Source organism: Egibacteraceae bacterium (assembly GCA_035540635.1).
GTDB lineage: Bacteria > Actinomycetota > Nitriliruptoria > Euzebyales > Egibacteraceae > DATLGH01.
Window position 1 is genome coordinate 1 of the sequence record DATLGH010000094.1, and the last position, 14,174, is coordinate 14,174.

Below are 14,174 nucleotides of genomic sequence, written 5' to 3' on the forward strand. Positions count from 1 at the left end.
GGAAGCGGTCGACACGATCGCCTCCGGGCAGGGCAACCCCTTCGTGGAACTGCGCGAAGCCGGCCAGCACATGCCCATGATCGCCAACCCGCTGGCGGCCACGATCGCCCAGCAGCAGGGCCTGTAGACACCCGACCGCCGAAGGACAGAACCCACCACCACACCCGACACAAAGCCCCGGGGGCCCGGTGACCGTCGACAACCTCCACCTGCTCGCGGGCGCGTACGCCCTCGACGCCCTGCCGCTCGACGAGCGGGCGTTCTTCGAACGGCATCTCGCGACGTGCGAGACCTGCTGCGAGGAGGTCGTGGGCTACCTCCACACCGCCGCGGCGATGGGGATGGCGGTCAGGCGGCTCGCCCCCGCCTCCCTGCGCGCACGGGTCATGGCCGAGGTCGAGCGCACGCGGCAGCCCTCGCCGCTGCACAGACGGTCCCGCACCCCGGCAGGTGGACCCCACCAGCTCGTCGCGGTAGCGGGGCTGCTCGCGGCCGCCCTCGTCAGCCTCGCCGCGGTGGCCTTCTCCGTGCTCGAGAGCCGTCAACCGCCGGCGATGTCCCCCGAGTTCGTCGCCGTTGCGGAGACGGTGCGCCTCGATGCGCCCGACGGCGTCCACGCGAAGCTGCTCTACTCGGTGGACCGGGACGAGGGCTACCTCGTCGCCACCGGCCTCGACCCGCTCGGCCCCGACCGTGACTACCAGCTGTGGGTGCTCCACGACGGCGCGCCGGTGCCCGCGGGTGTCTTCGACGCCGAGGCTGACACGGTGGTGCCGGTGGATGCGTCGCTGCGCGACGCCGAGGGTCTCGCGGTGACCGCGGAACCGGCCGGCGGCGTCCCCGAGCCGACCGGAACCGTGCTGCTGAGTGCGGCCATGGCGACGGGGAGTCCGTCTGACGGAGGGCCGAGCCGGTAGGATCGGGTTACGCGGGGAAGCGCCGACCCGACAGGTGGACTCCATGGACAGCGTCACGGACCGCCTCGGCCGCGGTCTGCGGGACCTTCGGATCTCGGTCACCGACCGGTGCAACTTCCGCTGCCGCTACTGCATGCCGCGGGAGGAGTTCGGGCCCGACTTCGCCTTCCTCGAGCGCTCCGACCTGCTGTCGTTCGAGGAGATCGCCCAGGTGGTGTCGGCCTTCGCCCGGCTCGGGGTGCGGAAGGTCCGGCTCACCGGAGGCGAACCGCTCCTGCGCCGGGAGGTCGAGCGTCTCGTCGCGCTGCTCGTCGGGATCGAGGGCATCGACGACGTGGCCATGACGACGAACGGCTCGCTGCTGGCGGGCAAGGCGCAGGTGCTGCGCGAGGCGGGACTGGCGCGCGTCACCGTCAGCCTCGACTCGCTCGACGACTCGACGTTCCGGGCGGTCAGTGATGTCCGCCTGCCGGTCGCACGGGTGCTCGAGGGGATCGCCGAGGCAAAGGCGGTCGGGATGAGCCCCGTGAAGATCAACGCCGTGGTCAAGCGCGGCGTGAACGACGGGCGGGACGTGATCGAACTCGCCGCCTTCGGCCGCGACCACGGGTACGTCGTCCGCTTCATCGAGTACATGGACGTCGGCACGACGAACGGCTGGCGGATGCAGGACGTCGTTCCGGCGCGCACCCTCGTCGACCGCCTCGACGCGCTGTGGCCCCTGGAGCCTGTCGACCCCCACCACGACGGGGAGGTCGCCGAGCGGTATCGCTACCGCGACGGGGCGGGCGAGGTCGGCGTCATCGCCTCCGTAACCCAGCCGTTCTGCCACACGTGCACCCGCGCGCGGATCTCTGCGAAGGGCGAGCTCTTCACCTGCCTGTTCGCCGCCACCGGCACGGATCTCCGCGGCCTGCTGCGCGGTGGCGCCGGCACCGCCGACCTCGACACCGCGATCCGTGCCGTGTGGGCCGGACGGGCCGACCGCTACTCGGCGCAGCGCGCGAGCGAGACCGCCGAGCTCGCCAGGGTGGAGATGAGCTACATCGGGGGCTGACCCGTCCCCACGACCGCAGACGAGAGCAAGGAGTGGCGATGAAGTTTCTGGTGCTGTGGCGGCTCGAGCTCGCCCGCCTGTCCACCGAGGTCGCGCGGGCCGTGGCCCGCATGCCGGAGTACGCCGACCCGCTCATCGAAGACGGCAAGGTCGAGGCGCGCTACCACATGGTGGGCGCGCACGGGGGGGCGTGGATCTACGTCGTCGAGTCCAACGAGGAGCTCGAGATACTGCTCGCGAAGTCGCCGGTCTACAACTACTCGACGTTCGAGGTGCACCCGCTCGCCGACATGGCGGCGTACCCGGCTCAGCTGCCGGACTGACCCACGCCGCTCGCCGGCCGGGGGACGCCAAGGCGCACGGTCGTGCCCCGGCCGGGCCGAGAGTCGAGGTCGAGCTCGGCGCCGATGAGCTCGGCACGCTCGCGAATCCCCGACAGGCCGTAGTGCATCCTGCCGGTCGGTGAGGGCTCGGCGGCCGACGCGTCGAAGCCCGTCCCGTCGTCGGCGATCTCGAGCACCACCTTGTCGGGGTACTCGGTGAGCGCGAGCATCGCCCGGCTCGCGTCGGCGTGCTTCGCGACGTTCTGGAGGGCTTCCTGCGCGATGCGGTAGATGGCCGTCTCGACGTGCTCGGGCAGCCGGCAGGGGACCGCCTCGACCTCGACGTCCAGCCCGGGCAGGTCGCGTGCGAGGCTCTCGAGGCTGGCGGCGAGCCCCAGGTCGTCGAGGACGGGTGGGCGCAGGCCGGCGATCGCGAAGCGCGTCTCGTCGAGTGCCGCGCCGGCCAGCGCCTGGGCCGCCGCGATCTGGCCCGCGGCGAACCGGGGGTCGTGGTGGATCGCGTCGGCGGCCGCGGACAGGTGGAACGACAGGCTTACGATGCGCTGGCTGATCCCGTCATGGATCTCGCCGGCAAGGCGCCGGCGCTCGCTCTCCTGCAGCTCGACGGTCCGCTCGGCGAAGCGTTCGAGGGCCTCCTCGCGGTCGGACAGCCGCCGGTGCAGGCGCGCGTTCTCGATCGCGCCGGCCATCAGCCCCGCGACCGACCGCAGCAGCTCGACGTCCGCGGCGGTGAACTCCCGGCGCCGGCGGCTGTGGACGTTCAGCACGCCGACGAGGTGGCCGGGCGCCGCGACGATGGGCACCGACGCCATCGACGTGAACTCCTCGCCGCGCAGGGCGGGGATGTAGCGGTAGCGGGGGTCGGCGCGCTTGTCGTCGGTGATGACCACCGGCTTGCCGTGGGCGGCCACCCACCCGGAGACGCCCTCACCGAGTGCGAGGACGATCTCGCCGTCGAGCGCGTCGAAGGGCGGCGTGGCGCCGCGCAGCCGCAGATGGGCCGCGTCCTCGTCGAGCAGGTGCACGAAGCAGACGTCGGTCTCGGTCGTCTCCGTGACGAGACGGGCGACCCCTTGCACGATCTCATCGAGGTCGAGCCCGGCGGAGATCGTCTCGATGGCGCGCGACAGCAGGCGCGCCTCCTGCTCGGCGTCGGCGAGGCCCAACCGGCTCACGCTAGTGGAACACCCCTTCGCGCAGCGCGACGGCGGTCGCCCCGGCCCGGTCGGCGACGTCGAGCTTGCGGTAGATCGCCCGGGCGTGGCTCTTGACCGTCTCCTCGCTCACCACGAGCTTGCTCGCGATCGCCTTGTTCGACAGGCCGGCGACGAGCAGGGCGAGCACCTCGCTCTCGCGCTGCGTGAGGCCGAGGTGCGCGCCCGGCCAGAACTCGCCGCTGTGCAGTCGCGCCGCCGACCGGGCGACCCGGCCCGCCAGGGAGGGGTCGATCACGGTCTCGCCGTCACGGGTGCGCTCGAGCTGCTCGACCAGCTCCCCACCCTGCACGCGCTTGAGGAGGAAGCCCGCGGCGCCGAGGCGCAGCGCCTGGAACAGGTACTGCTCGTCGTCGTAGACGGTGAGGAACACGACCTTGCAGTCCGGGGACCGCCTGAGGATGTCCGCGCAGAGGTCGAGGCCGCTGGTGCCCTTCAGCCGCACGTCGAGCAGGACCGCGTCGGGGTTCGTCGTCGCGACGAGGCTCACCGCCTGCTGGGCGTCGCTGGCCTCACCCACCACCTCGACACGGTCGCGGTAGGCGTGCAGCATGGCTTTGAGGCCGTCGAGCACCATCTGGTGATCGTCGACGAGCAGCACACGGATGGGACTTGCCGCCAGCATCCTCCCAGGGTACGCCGACCGCGTCCCGGGCGGGAATCCCCCCTCGCCCTCCCCGCACGGGGGAGGCGACCCGCCGGCGGAGCCCCTAGCGTTGAGGCTCCACCACCCTGCATCCGGATCCGCCCTGCATCGGGTTCTGGTCGGACCATCGGCTGCCGCCGCGGACGCGGGATGTGCGCCGCGGCCTCGGATGCCCATAATCAGGGCCTCGACGTGGCCAGGTTGGTGGTCCGACGGAGGAGTAGGAGGAGGAGCCGTGCCTGACAAGATGATGCGAATCAATCGCGCGACCATGGACCAGGGGCCGGCCCGTCCCCGGCCCGTGATGCTGGCCATCGCCGGCGACTCCGCGGCGGGCAAGACCACGCTGACGCAGGGCCTGGTCGATGCCCTCGGCCCCGGTCAGAGCAGCTCCGTGTGCGTCGACGACTACCACCGCTACGACCGCGAAGAGCGCAAGGACAAGCCCTTCACGCCGTTGCACCCCGACTGCAACTACATCCGCATCATGGAGCAGCACCTGCAGCTGCTCGCCACGGGTCAGCCGATCCTCAAGCCGGTCTACGACCACAGCACAGGCCAGCTCACGCGGCCCCAGCTCGTCGAACCGAACGGCGCCGTGATCATCGAGGGGCTCCTGCCGCTGCACACGAAGCTCGCCCGCGCCTGCTTCGACGTGACGGTCTACCTCGACCCCCCCGAGGAGATCCGCCGCGAGTGGAAGGTGAAGCGCGACACGAGCAAGCGCGGCTACACCGCCGACCAGGTGATCGCCGAGCTCGAGCGGCGCGAGCCCGAGTCGGAGGCGTTCATCCGCCCGCAGCGCTCCTACGCCGACATCGTCGTGCGGTTCGCGCCCATCGAGGGCCGCGACGACCCGCCCGACACCCCGCTGTCCGCCACGGTTCTCCTGCGCCCCACGATCCGCCACCCCAAGCTCCACGAGATGATGGCCGACGTCGGCGACGGGGCGATGCACCTGAAGCTCATGCGCGACGAGGACGGCAAGCCCGTCGACGCGCTGCACATCCACGGTCACGCGCCGCCGGAGGACAGCCGCATGGTCGCCAAGGCGATCTGGGACAGCCTCGGGACGTCGCAGCCGCTGCCGGAGACCCTCGGGCTGCTCGGGCCGGGTGAGCGCAGCGAGCCGCTCGCACTGACCCAGCTCATCCTCCTCTACCACCTGCTGCGCCCCAGGGTCTAGCGGCCCCTAGCCTCATCCCGCTGCGCCCGCCCGTCCCCGGGGCGGGCGCAGTACGGTCCGGGCGTCATGAGTAGAGGGAACGCAGGACACAGCCACGGGCACGGGCACGGGCACGGGCACGTGCACAGCGCTCTGGACCGCGACCTGCTCACGCACCGCCGGGCGGTGCGGGCCGTCTGGGTGTCCGCGGTCGGGTTGGGGCTCACGGCGGCGTTCCAGTTCGCTATCGTGGCGGTCAGCGGATCGGCGGCGCTGTTCGCCGACGCCCTGCACAACATCGGTGACGTCGCCGGCACGGCGTCCCTTTGGCTGGCGTTCAGCCTGTCGCGTCGGGCCGCGAGCGACGAGTTCAGCTACGGATGGCGGCGGGCCGAGGACCTCGCTGGCCTGCTCATCGTCCTCGCGATCCTGGCCTCGGCCGGACTGGCGGGCTACGACTCCCTGGGCGCGCTGCTCGGCGAGCACCACGAGATCGTGAACCTGCCGTGGGCGTTCGCGGCGGCGCTCGTCGGCATCGTCGGCAACGAGGCCGTTGCGCAGTACAAGATCACGGTCGGGCGGGCGATCGACTCGGTGCCGCTGGTGGCCGACGGGCAGCACGCGCGCGTCGACGGGCTCGCGTCGGCGGCGGCCGCTGCGGGGATCGTCGGCGTCTGGCTCGGCTATCCCCTCGCCGATCCCGTCGCCGGCCTTGCCATCACCGGCGCCATCCTCTGGATCCTGCGTGACGTGGGCCGGGACGTCCTCCGCCGCGCCATGGACGCCGTCGAACCCGGCACGGTGCCGCGCCTCAGGGAGGTCGCCGGGTCGGTGGAGGGCGTCGTCGGGGTCCACGACGTGCGCGCCCGTTACCTCGGCCGCAGCCTCGCCGTCCAGCTCCACGCCGAGGCGGACCCCGACCTGCCGCTGCGCGAGGCGCACGCCATCGCGGAGCGGGTCCGCCACGAGCTCGTCCACGCCTTCCCGAACATGCTCAGCGTCGACGTTCACCTCGACCCGGCCGGCGAGCCTGCGGCCCACGCCGGCACCGACCACCACTTCGGCGGGCACGGGGAGGACGACCACCCCCGCGACCACTGAGATGTGCAGCGCGTTACAGGGCGGCCAGGACGTCCTGGAAGGTCATCGGCGGGGCGTTCTCGGCCCGCTCGAGCGCCCGGTTCATCAAGGCTTGCGCCTGGTTGGCGTAGCGCAGGAACGCGTCGGTGAAGTCGCCGAACCGCCCCACCTCGCCGCGGACGCGGATGGTCGCGTCGAACAACGCCGGGTCGTCGACGCGCCTGCCGGCGCGCACGAGCTGCTCGAGCACGTGGCCGTACTGGCCGAGGTTGGCGTTGAACGCCTTCTCGACCTGGAAGAAGTTCCAGAGCGCCTCGAACGCGACGACGTCGCCGAGCCGGCTCGTGGCAGGGTCGGCGCCCTGCCCGGTGAGCAGCACCGCGACGGTCCGCTCGATCAGGCGCGTGGGGGCGGCACACACCGTGCCGGTCTGCACGCGGCGCAGGTGCCCCTCGGACTCGGCGTAGGCGACGAGCTCCTGGGCGGTCACGGCCCCACCCCCCCGCTTGCCGAGCATGTCGAAGGTCGCGGAGAACATCCCCCGGCACGCCTTGAAGATCGCCGCGACGAAGGACGGCAGCTCGCCGTGCCGGCGGAAGGGGTCACGCGCCCGGTGGAACAGGACGAGCGGCAGCGTCACCCCGAGCTTGCTGAGGTCGGTGGCGCCCCGCACGGTGCCGCGCGCGGCCGGCTCCCGTCTGAAGTAGTGCTCGGCGAGCCAGGCGAGGCCGCTCAGCACCTCCGCGGTGTCACGGCGCAGGTCCTCGTACGCAGAGACGTTCATGCGCCCGCCCTTGCGGGAGGGGCTGTCGCGGTAGGGGCACGCCACCGTCCGCATCGGCACGCCCGCGCGTGTGGCCCTTCTGATCGCCCGGTCGGGCGCCGAGTCCTCGAGCAGGAGGCGGCCGTGCTCGTCCGTCTCGTCGGTGATGGTGAGCAGCTCCGCCAGGCGCTTGCCCGTCGGGCGCCGCGACGGCTGGCTCGCCGAGCGCTCGGCGGTCTCGGACATCCGCACTGGCCTTTCCGTCGCGTCGAGGGGCTGCTGACAGCCTACGCAGGAGCCCGCCCGCCCTCACGTGCCGGTCGGCGTCCAGGCGAGGACGGCGGCGGGCATGGTGCGTGCCGGCATCCGCAGGGCACCGTCGCGGCGCACGAGCCAGGAACCGAGCAGCGCCCGGAGCTCGGCGCGCGTCTCGTCCGTGTCGGCGAGGAGCAGGGTGCGGCGGTAGTCGTCGACCGCCTCCTCGAGGGTGGCGTACCGGCTCGTCGTCGGCACCTCGACGACCTCGACCACCGGGTCGATCCTGAGCTCGCGGAGGAGGGCGACCGCGTCGAGGTAGGTTGGCGCGGGCTTGCGGGGCGCGCCGTGGAAGTACCGCCATACGGGGTCGAGCAGGAGCTCCGCGCCGCCCGCGCCGAGGCACACGAACACCCGGCGCCGGGCGGCCGCGTCGAGGCGCCGTAGGAAAGCCGCCGCGTCCTCCACCACCGGCAGCACGTAGGCGCAGATCGCGACGTCGCCGGTCACGCCGCTGACCTGCGGCCACGCACCGTGGACGGTCCGGACGTTCGCAAGGCCGCGGCGGTCGGCCTCCCGGCGCAGCACACCGAGCATGCCCTCGCTGACGTCAACGGCGACGACCTCGGCGGCCCGCGCGGCGAGGGGCAGGGCGAAGCGCCCGGCGCCGGCCCCGACGTCGAGCACCACCGTGCGCGGCCCGACGTGGCGGCGCGCGCGGCGCAGGAGCGGGTCGGTGCGGGCGCCCTCGGCGGCCCGGTCGGCCAACCGCTCCGCTCGCTCGTCCCAGAACCGCGGCCCCACGCGAACCTCGCCCGCCGACAGACGCGTGATCTCCTCCATCCGCGCCCGCACCAGCCGGCGCCAGCGCGCGGCGGCGCTGCCCCCGCGCACCGTGGACGCCCGCCCGGTCACGACACGCCCTGCGGGGTGATCCAACCGCGCGCCGCGAGGGCGTCGAGGAAGCGCGCGTAGCTGTGGGCCAGGGCCTCCCGCTCGCGCTCGACGGGTTCGCTGCGCTCCCCGGTGACGGCCATCGCCGCGGTCGCGGTTGCGAGGTCGGGGTGGAGGGTGCCGGCGGCGGCGAGCATGCATGCGCCGAGGGCGGTGGTGGCGGACGGCTTGGCGTCGAGTGCCATGCCGAGCGTGGTCGCGCGGATGCGGTTCCACACGGGGCTGGCGCTTCCCCCTCCGGTGACGGCGAGGGGCGGTGTGACGGTCGCGCCGAGGCGCGCGAGGCGCTCGTAGCCGAGGCGCTCCACGAACGCCACGCCCTCGAGGACGGCCCGGTAGCGGTCGACCTCGTCGCGCGGCTGGCCGAGCACGAAGCCCTCGGCGTCGGGCGCGACGAACGGGAAGCGCTCCCCCCGCCCCGGCAGGGCGTACACGACGCTCCGGGCGGGTCCGCGGCGGGCGGCGCGCTCGTCGAGCGCCGCGAGCGCGCGGCGGGGGAAGCCGGCGGTGAGCGCGCCCGCGCCGGTGCTCGACGCCCCGCCCGGCAACCACCACCCGTTCGGATGGCGATGGCTGTAGACCGCCCCGTCCGGGTCGCAAACGGGCTCCTCGGCCGTGCCCTTCAGCACGAGGGTGGAGCCGAGCACGGAGACGAACTGTCCCGGCGTGCCCGCTCCCGCGGCCAGCTGCGCGGCACAGGAGTCGGTCATGCCGAGGCGCACCAGGCAGCCCTCGGGCAGGCCCGTGGCGAGCGCCGCGTCGCCCGTCACGCGACCCGCGGGCCGGGTCGGTGGTGCGACGTCGGGCAGCAGCTCGGGCGCGATCCCGAGCGCGTCGAGCGCCTCCGTCGCCCACTCCTCGCGCCCGGGGTCGTAGCCGCTCTTCAGCGCGTGGCTCCAGTCGGTCGGCGGGAGGGTGCCGACGAGGCGGCACACGACGACGTCGGACGCGTGGGCGAGCCGGGCGGTCGCCGCGGCGACGCCAGGCTGCGCGCACAGCCATCCCCACTTCGGCAGCCCGAAGGACGGCTGGATGCCCAGCCCGAGCTTTGCCCAACGGGCGGCGGCGGCGTCCTGCGCCACAGCGGACTGCGAGACCGCCCGCTGGTCGGCGTAGGCCAGCGCGGGAGCGACCGGCTCGCCCTCGCGGTCGAGGGCCACGACCGTGCCGGACGTCGCGCACACGCTGACGGCCGTGACGGCCTGGCGCTCGCCACCGAGGCGATCGGTCACCTCCGCGAGCGCCTCGGCGACCGCCGGCCACCACGCCTGCGCCGACTGCTCCCACCATCCCGGCCGGGGGCTGGAGGGCGCGGGGATCGGCCGGTGCGCGCGTGCGCGCTCGCGACCGGCGGCGTCGGTCACGAGCGCGCGCACCCCCGCCGTGGCGACGTCGACGCCGGCGACGAGCTCCATCGCTCTAACCTATGGCCTTCCGGTCGGCGGGCGGGCTGCGCGGCAGCGTGTCCTTTCGGTAGCCTAACTATATGGCTTCCGAAACGATCCCGCCGGAGCTCGCGCACGCCGTCGCGCGACTGTCCCGGTTCGTGGAGCGCCGCCTGTCCCGTGCGGTGCTCACCCTGCCCCAGTACCGCGTGCTCGGGTTCCTGTCGCTCGGTCCTGCCGCGGCGGCCCTGCTCGCCGACCGGCTGACGGTCTCCCGGCCGACCCTCACCGGCGTCGTCGACGGGCTCGTCGAGCAGGGTCTCGTCGCCCGCAGCCGCGACCCGGCCGATCGTCGGCGGGTCGACCACACCCTGACGCCGGCGGGGCGGGCCGTGCTGTCGACGGCCGACGAGGTCGTCGGTGCGGGGCTCGCCGCGCTCCTCGAGCCGCTGCCGGCGACCCGGCGGGCGCAGGCACGGGCCGGTCTGGAGGCGCTCCGCGACGCGCTCGACATCGAGCGCGAACGCCGCCTGGGAGGGCCATGAGCTCGGCGCTCGAGCGCGACCTCGCGGGCCTCGTCGGCAGGAACGGGACGCCACCCGGACCCTTCGAGCCGGTCGCGGTGACCGTCCGGTACCCGCCGCCGCCCGCCGGCGTCGACCCGGATCCCTCCAAGGGCTGGCTGCAGCGCATCCGCCCGCTCGTCGCGGCCCGCAGGCGGCCCCTGCTCCTCGCGCTCGGCGCCGCGCTGGTCGCGCTCTGCGCCCAGATCGCCGCCCCCCGGGTGATCATGGCCGCCATCGACGATGCGCTCGTCGGGGCGCGTGCCGGGCTCGCGCCGTACGTCGGGGTGCTGGTCGGGCTCGCGGTCGCCCGCGGGCTGTTCACCTGGGCGCAGCGGGCGAGTCTCTTCAGCTTCGCCTTCGACCTCGAGTCGGACCTGCGCGTGCTCCTCTACGGGCACCTCGGCCGGATGCCCTTCGGCTTCTTCGACCGCGTGGACTCCGGCGAGCTCATCTCGCGGGCGAACAGCGACGTGCGCGCCGTCCAGCTGTTCCTGAGCTTCGCCCCGCTGCTCGCCCTGCAGCTCGCCGGCCTTGCCCTCGCGTTCGGGCTCATGCTGTCCGTGCACGTGTCGCTCACGCTCGTGGCCGCCGTCCCGCTCATCGGCGTGCTCGTGGCCGGCGCCCGCATGCGCGCGCGCCTGTATCCGCTCTCGTGGGTCGTGCAGGCGCGCCAGGCGGAGGTGGCGGGCGTGGTCGCGGAGAACGTCTCGGGCGTGCGCGTCGTGCGCTCGTTCGCCGCCGAGCAGCGTCAGCTCGAGGCGCTGGCGGGTGCGGCGCGGCGGCTGCACTGGGCGAGCGTGCGCCAGCTCGACGTGCGCGCCGCCTACGGGCCCGCCATGGAGAACCTTCCCCGCCTCGCAGTCGTCGGGGTGCTGGGGTACGGCGGTTGGCTCGTCGTGGGCGGGCAGGTGACCGTGGGAGCGGTGATCGCCTTCGCGGCCTACGTCGGCTTGCTGCAGCCCCCGTTCCGCATGCTCGGCGCGACGGTCATGATGGCGCAGCGCGCAGCCGCCTCCGCGGGGCGAATCTACGAGCTGCTCGACCGCGACCCGGCCATCCGCGACCACCCTGACGCCGTCGAGCTCACCGCCCCCCGGGGGGAGCTGTGCCTGCGCGGGGTCGTGTTCGGCTACGACCCCGCCAACCCCGTGCTCGCCGGTCTCGACCTCACCGTGGCTCCCGGTGAGACGGTCGCGCTCGTCGGGCGCACCGGCTCCGGCAAGAGCACCGTCGCACGGCTCGTCGCCCGCTTCTACGACGTCGACGACGGCGAGGTGCGTGTCGACGGACACGACGTCCGGCGCGTGCGTCTGGCGAGCCTGCGGGCCGGCGTCGGCGTCGTGTTCGACGAGCCGTTCCTGTTCGGCGGGACGCTGCGCGACAACATCGCCTACGCCCGGCCGGAAGCCTCCGACGCGGAGATCCGCGCAGCCGCGCGTGTCGCGCAGGCCGCGGGGTTCATCGAGGCGTTGCCCGACGGCTACGACACACCGGTCGGCGAGCGGGGCTACACGCTGTCGGGCGGCCAGCGCCAGCGGGTCGCGCTCGCCCGGGCCGTGCTCGCCGACCCCGCTGTGCTCGTGCTCGACGACGCGACGAGCGCCGTCGACGCCGAGGTCGAGGAGGCGATTCACCGTGCGCTCGCCGAGCGGTCTCCGGGGCGGACGACCCTCATGATCACCCACCGCGAGTCGACCATCGGCTTCGCCGACCGGGTCGTGCTCGTCGAGGACGGCACCATCGTCGCGAGCGGTGACCACGGGACGCTGCTGGCGACCGAGCCGCGCTACGCCGCGGTGCTCGATCGTCAGCCGCTCAGCGGGGAGGCCCGGTGAGCGCCCACTTCGGCGGGCTCAGCGGGATCGCCGGGCAGGGGTCCTTCCGGGCCGCCCAGCAGGTGGACCTGCCCTTCGGGGGCGTCCCCGAGGAGCTGTCCGACCGGGTCGAGGCGGAACTCGCGCGGGAGCCGGAGCACGAGGTCACCCCTCCGGTTTTCAGGCAGCAGCCGCCCGAGTGCCGGCCGCTGACGGTGTGGGGGCTGCTCGCCCCCCAGCGTGCCGCCCTCGGCGGCGCCGGGGCGCTCGTGCTCGTCGAGACGGCGGCGACGCAGGCCGGACCGCTGCTCGTGCAGGTCGGCATCGACGAGGGCATCGTCCCGGGCGACCTCGGCCTGCTCGCCACGGTCTGCGCGGCCTTCTTCGCGCTCACCGTCGTGGGATGGCTCGCCGGGTGGGCACGCGCCCGGTTGACCGCCCGCATCGGCGAGGGGTCACTCGAACGGCTGCGCCGGCGGGTCTTCGCCCACCTCCAGCGCCTGTCGATCGACTACTACGAGCGGGAGCCGGCAGGCCGGATCATCAGCCGCATGACGAGCGACGTGGAGGCGCTCACCCAGCTCTTCCACGAGGGTCTCGTGCAGTTCGTCGCCCAGACCCTCGTCATCGTCGTCGTCACGGTCGCGCTGTTCGTCCTCGATCCCGCGCTTGCAGCCCTCACGCTGCTCGTCGTCCTGCCCGTCATGGGCGTGCTCACGGTGTGGTTCCGAAACCGCTCCCACGGCGCGTACCGGCGTGTCCGCGACCGCATCGCCGACGTCGTCGCGCATCTCGCCGAGAACCTGGCGGGCGTGCGGGTCGTCACGGCCCACAACCGCCACTGGCACAACCTCGCCGAGCACCGCAACGTCGTCGGCACCTACCGGGATGCGAACAACGAGACCGCCCGCCTCGCCGCCGCGTACAGCGGTGGCAGCGAGTTCGTCGCCATCGGCGGCCAGGCGTTCATCCTCGCGGTCGGCGGGTCGATGGTGATGCGCGGCACGCTGAGCGTCGGGGTGCTCGCGGCGTTCGTGCTCTACCTCACCCACCTGTTCTCACCCATCCAGCAGCTCGTGCAGGTCTACAACGCCTACCAGCGCGGTCAGGCAGGGATGGCCTACCTCCGCGCGCTGCTCGCGACGCGGCCGAGCGTGCCGGAGGCCCCCGATGCCGTCGACCTTCCCCGCCTCGACGGCGACATCGCCTTCGCCGGCGTGAGCTTCGCGTACGGCGACGGGCCGCCGGTCCTCCACGACGTCGACCTCCGGGTGGCGCCGGGGGAGACCCTCGCACTCGTCGGGCCGACGGGGGCCGGGAAGTCCACCATCGTCAAGCTGCTCGCGCGCTTGTCCGACCCGGTCGCGGGATCGGTGCGGGTCGACGGGCGAGACCTGCGCGACGTGACGTTCGCCTCCTTGCGGCGCCAGCTCGGCACGGTCCCCCAGGAACCGTTCCTGTTCGCGGGCACGCTACGCGACAACATCGCCTTCGCGCGGCCCGAGGCATCCGACGACGAGGTGTGGCAGGCGTGCCGGGCGGTCGGGCTCGGCCCGCTCGTCGACCGCCTCCCCGGCGGGCTCGACGCGCCGTGTCACGAGCGGGGCGTGACCCTGTCGGCGGGCGAGCGCCAGCTGATCGCCCTCGCCCGCGCGTTCCTCGCCCGCCCGCGGCTGCTCATCCTCGACGAGGCGACGTCGAACCTCGACCTCGCCTCGGAGGCGCGGGTGGAGCGGGCCCTCGACACGCTGCTCGAGGGCCGCACCGCGATCCTCATCGCCCACCGCCTCGCGACCGCGATGCGCGCCGACCGCATCGCCGTCGTCCACGACGGCCGCATCGTCGAGCTCGGCACCCACGACGCGCTCGTGCGGGCCGGTGGCCGCTACGCCCGCCTCCACGCCGCCTGGCGCGGGACCGGTGGCGCCACCGCCGCCCGGTGGCGCCGGGGTCGCACCTGTTGCGCTAGTAGTGAGCTATACTGACCGTACGAACGTTCTAGTGAGCCCCGGGG

At 73.7% G+C, this 14,174-nt stretch carries 13 protein-coding genes; 8 read left to right on the plus strand and 5 right to left on the minus strand.

Features of this window, described 5'->3' with window-relative positions:
• The first annotated feature begins 188 nt into the window (after positions 1–188).
• The 3 genes from VM324_14585 to VM324_14595 are packed head-to-tail and all read left to right on the plus strand — an operon-like array spanning position 189 to position 2,297.
• Positions 189–917: an anti-sigma factor gene (locus tag VM324_14585; GenBank protein ID HVM00517.1), complete on the plus strand. Its 729-nt coding sequence runs from the start codon at positions 189–191 to the stop codon at positions 915–917.
• A gap of 43 nt (positions 918–960) precedes the next feature.
• Positions 961–1,974: a GTP 3',8-cyclase MoaA gene (gene moaA, locus VM324_14590; protein ID HVM00518.1), complete on the plus strand. Its 1,014-nt coding sequence runs from the start codon at positions 961–963 to the stop codon at positions 1,972–1,974.
• A gap of 38 nt (positions 1,975–2,012) precedes the next feature.
• A complete protein-coding gene (locus VM324_14595) occupies positions 2,013–2,297 on the plus strand; it encodes a muconolactone Delta-isomerase family protein (protein ID HVM00519.1) in 285 nt (94 codons plus the stop codon).
• Here the strand turns inward: VM324_14595 and VM324_14600 are convergent.
• Both VM324_14600 and VM324_14605 read right to left on the minus strand, forming a co-directional pair.
• Positions 2,282–3,493 carry a GAF domain-containing sensor histidine kinase gene (locus VM324_14600; GenBank protein ID HVM00520.1) on the minus strand — a complete coding sequence of 404 codons (1,212 nt, stop codon included), beginning with the start codon at positions 3,491–3,493 and terminating at the stop codon, positions 2,282–2,284. The two genes, VM324_14595 and VM324_14600, sit on opposite strands and share 16 nt — an antisense overlap.
• A 1-nt stretch (position 3,494) precedes the next feature.
• On the minus strand, positions 3,495–4,157 hold the full coding sequence (locus tag VM324_14605) for a response regulator transcription factor (protein ID HVM00521.1): 663 nt from the start codon (positions 4,155–4,157) through the stop codon (positions 3,495–3,497).
• Positions 4,158–4,413: 256 nt separating this feature from the next.
• On the opposite strand from VM324_14605, the gene VM324_14610 reads away from it, so the two are divergent.
• Positions 4,414–5,364, plus strand: a complete 951-nt coding sequence (locus VM324_14610) for a phosphoribulokinase (GenBank protein HVM00522.1) — start codon at positions 4,414–4,416, stop codon at positions 5,362–5,364.
• Positions 5,365–5,430: 66 nt separating this feature from the next.
• The gene (locus VM324_14615) at positions 5,431–6,444 is read left to right on the plus strand and encodes a cation diffusion facilitator family transporter (GenBank protein HVM00523.1); all 1,014 of its coding nucleotides are present in this window, start codon (positions 5,431–5,433) and stop codon (positions 6,442–6,444) included.
• A gap of 13 nt (positions 6,445–6,457) precedes the next feature.
• Here VM324_14615 and VM324_14620 read toward each other — a convergent pair whose 3' ends face one another.
• The 3 genes from VM324_14620 to VM324_14630 form a co-directional block, all read right to left on the minus strand.
• Entirely contained in the window at positions 6,458–7,432 is a 975-nt protein-coding gene (locus VM324_14620; protein ID HVM00524.1) for a hypothetical protein, read from the minus strand.
• 63 nt (positions 7,433–7,495) lie between these two features.
• A complete protein-coding gene (locus tag VM324_14625; protein HVM00525.1) occupies positions 7,496–8,356 on the minus strand; it encodes a class I SAM-dependent methyltransferase in 861 nt (286 codons plus the stop codon).
• Positions 8,353–9,810 (minus strand): FGGY family carbohydrate kinase, encoded by a 1,458-nt coding sequence (locus VM324_14630; protein ID HVM00526.1) that lies wholly within the window; start codon positions 9,808–9,810, stop codon positions 8,353–8,355. The genes VM324_14625 and VM324_14630 overlap by 4 nt, the downstream gene beginning before the upstream one ends.
• Positions 9,811–9,881: 71 nt before the next feature.
• On the opposite strand from VM324_14630, the gene VM324_14635 reads away from it, so the two are divergent.
• The 3 genes from VM324_14635 to VM324_14645 are packed head-to-tail and all read left to right on the plus strand — an operon-like array spanning position 9,882 to position 14,145.
• On the plus strand, positions 9,882–10,325 hold the full coding sequence (locus tag VM324_14635; protein HVM00527.1) for a MarR family transcriptional regulator: 444 nt from the start codon (positions 9,882–9,884) through the stop codon (positions 10,323–10,325).
• Positions 10,322–12,181 carry an ABC transporter ATP-binding protein gene (locus VM324_14640; protein ID HVM00528.1) on the plus strand — a complete coding sequence of 620 codons (1,860 nt, stop codon included), beginning with the start codon at positions 10,322–10,324 and terminating at the stop codon, positions 12,179–12,181. Before VM324_14635 ends, VM324_14640 begins: the two co-directional genes overlap by 4 nt.
• Entirely contained in the window at positions 12,178–14,145 is a 1,968-nt protein-coding gene (locus VM324_14645) for an ABC transporter ATP-binding protein (GenBank protein HVM00529.1), read from the plus strand. Before VM324_14640 ends, VM324_14645 begins: the two co-directional genes overlap by 4 nt.
• Positions 14,146–14,174 lie beyond the last annotated feature (29 nt).

What these genes read in the sequence shown, in the direction of transcription:
- VM324_14640 (HVM00528.1), top strand. Translation starts at nt 10,322, where the DNA reads ATGAGCTCGGCGCTCGAGCGCGACCTCGCGGGCCTCGTCGGCAGGAAC.
- VM324_14605 (HVM00521.1), bottom strand. Translation starts at nt 4,157, where the DNA reads ATGCTGGCGGCAAGTCCCATCCGTGTGCTGCTCGTCGACGATCACCAG.
- VM324_14635 (HVM00527.1), top strand. Translation starts at nt 9,882, where the DNA reads ATGGCTTCCGAAACGATCCCGCCGGAGCTCGCGCACGCCGTCGCGCGA.
- VM324_14620 (HVM00524.1), bottom strand. Translation starts at nt 7,432, where the DNA reads ATGTCCGAGACCGCCGAGCGCTCGGCGAGCCAGCCGTCGCGGCGCCCG.
- moaA (HVM00518.1), top strand. Translation starts at nt 961, where the DNA reads ATGGACAGCGTCACGGACCGCCTCGGCCGCGGTCTGCGGGACCTTCGG.
- VM324_14595 (HVM00519.1), top strand. Translation starts at nt 2,013, where the DNA reads ATGAAGTTTCTGGTGCTGTGGCGGCTCGAGCTCGCCCGCCTGTCCACC.
- VM324_14630 (HVM00526.1), bottom strand. Translation starts at nt 9,810, where the DNA reads ATGGAGCTCGTCGCCGGCGTCGACGTCGCCACGGCGGGGGTGCGCGCG.
- VM324_14615 (HVM00523.1), top strand. Translation starts at nt 5,431, where the DNA reads ATGAGTAGAGGGAACGCAGGACACAGCCACGGGCACGGGCACGGGCAC.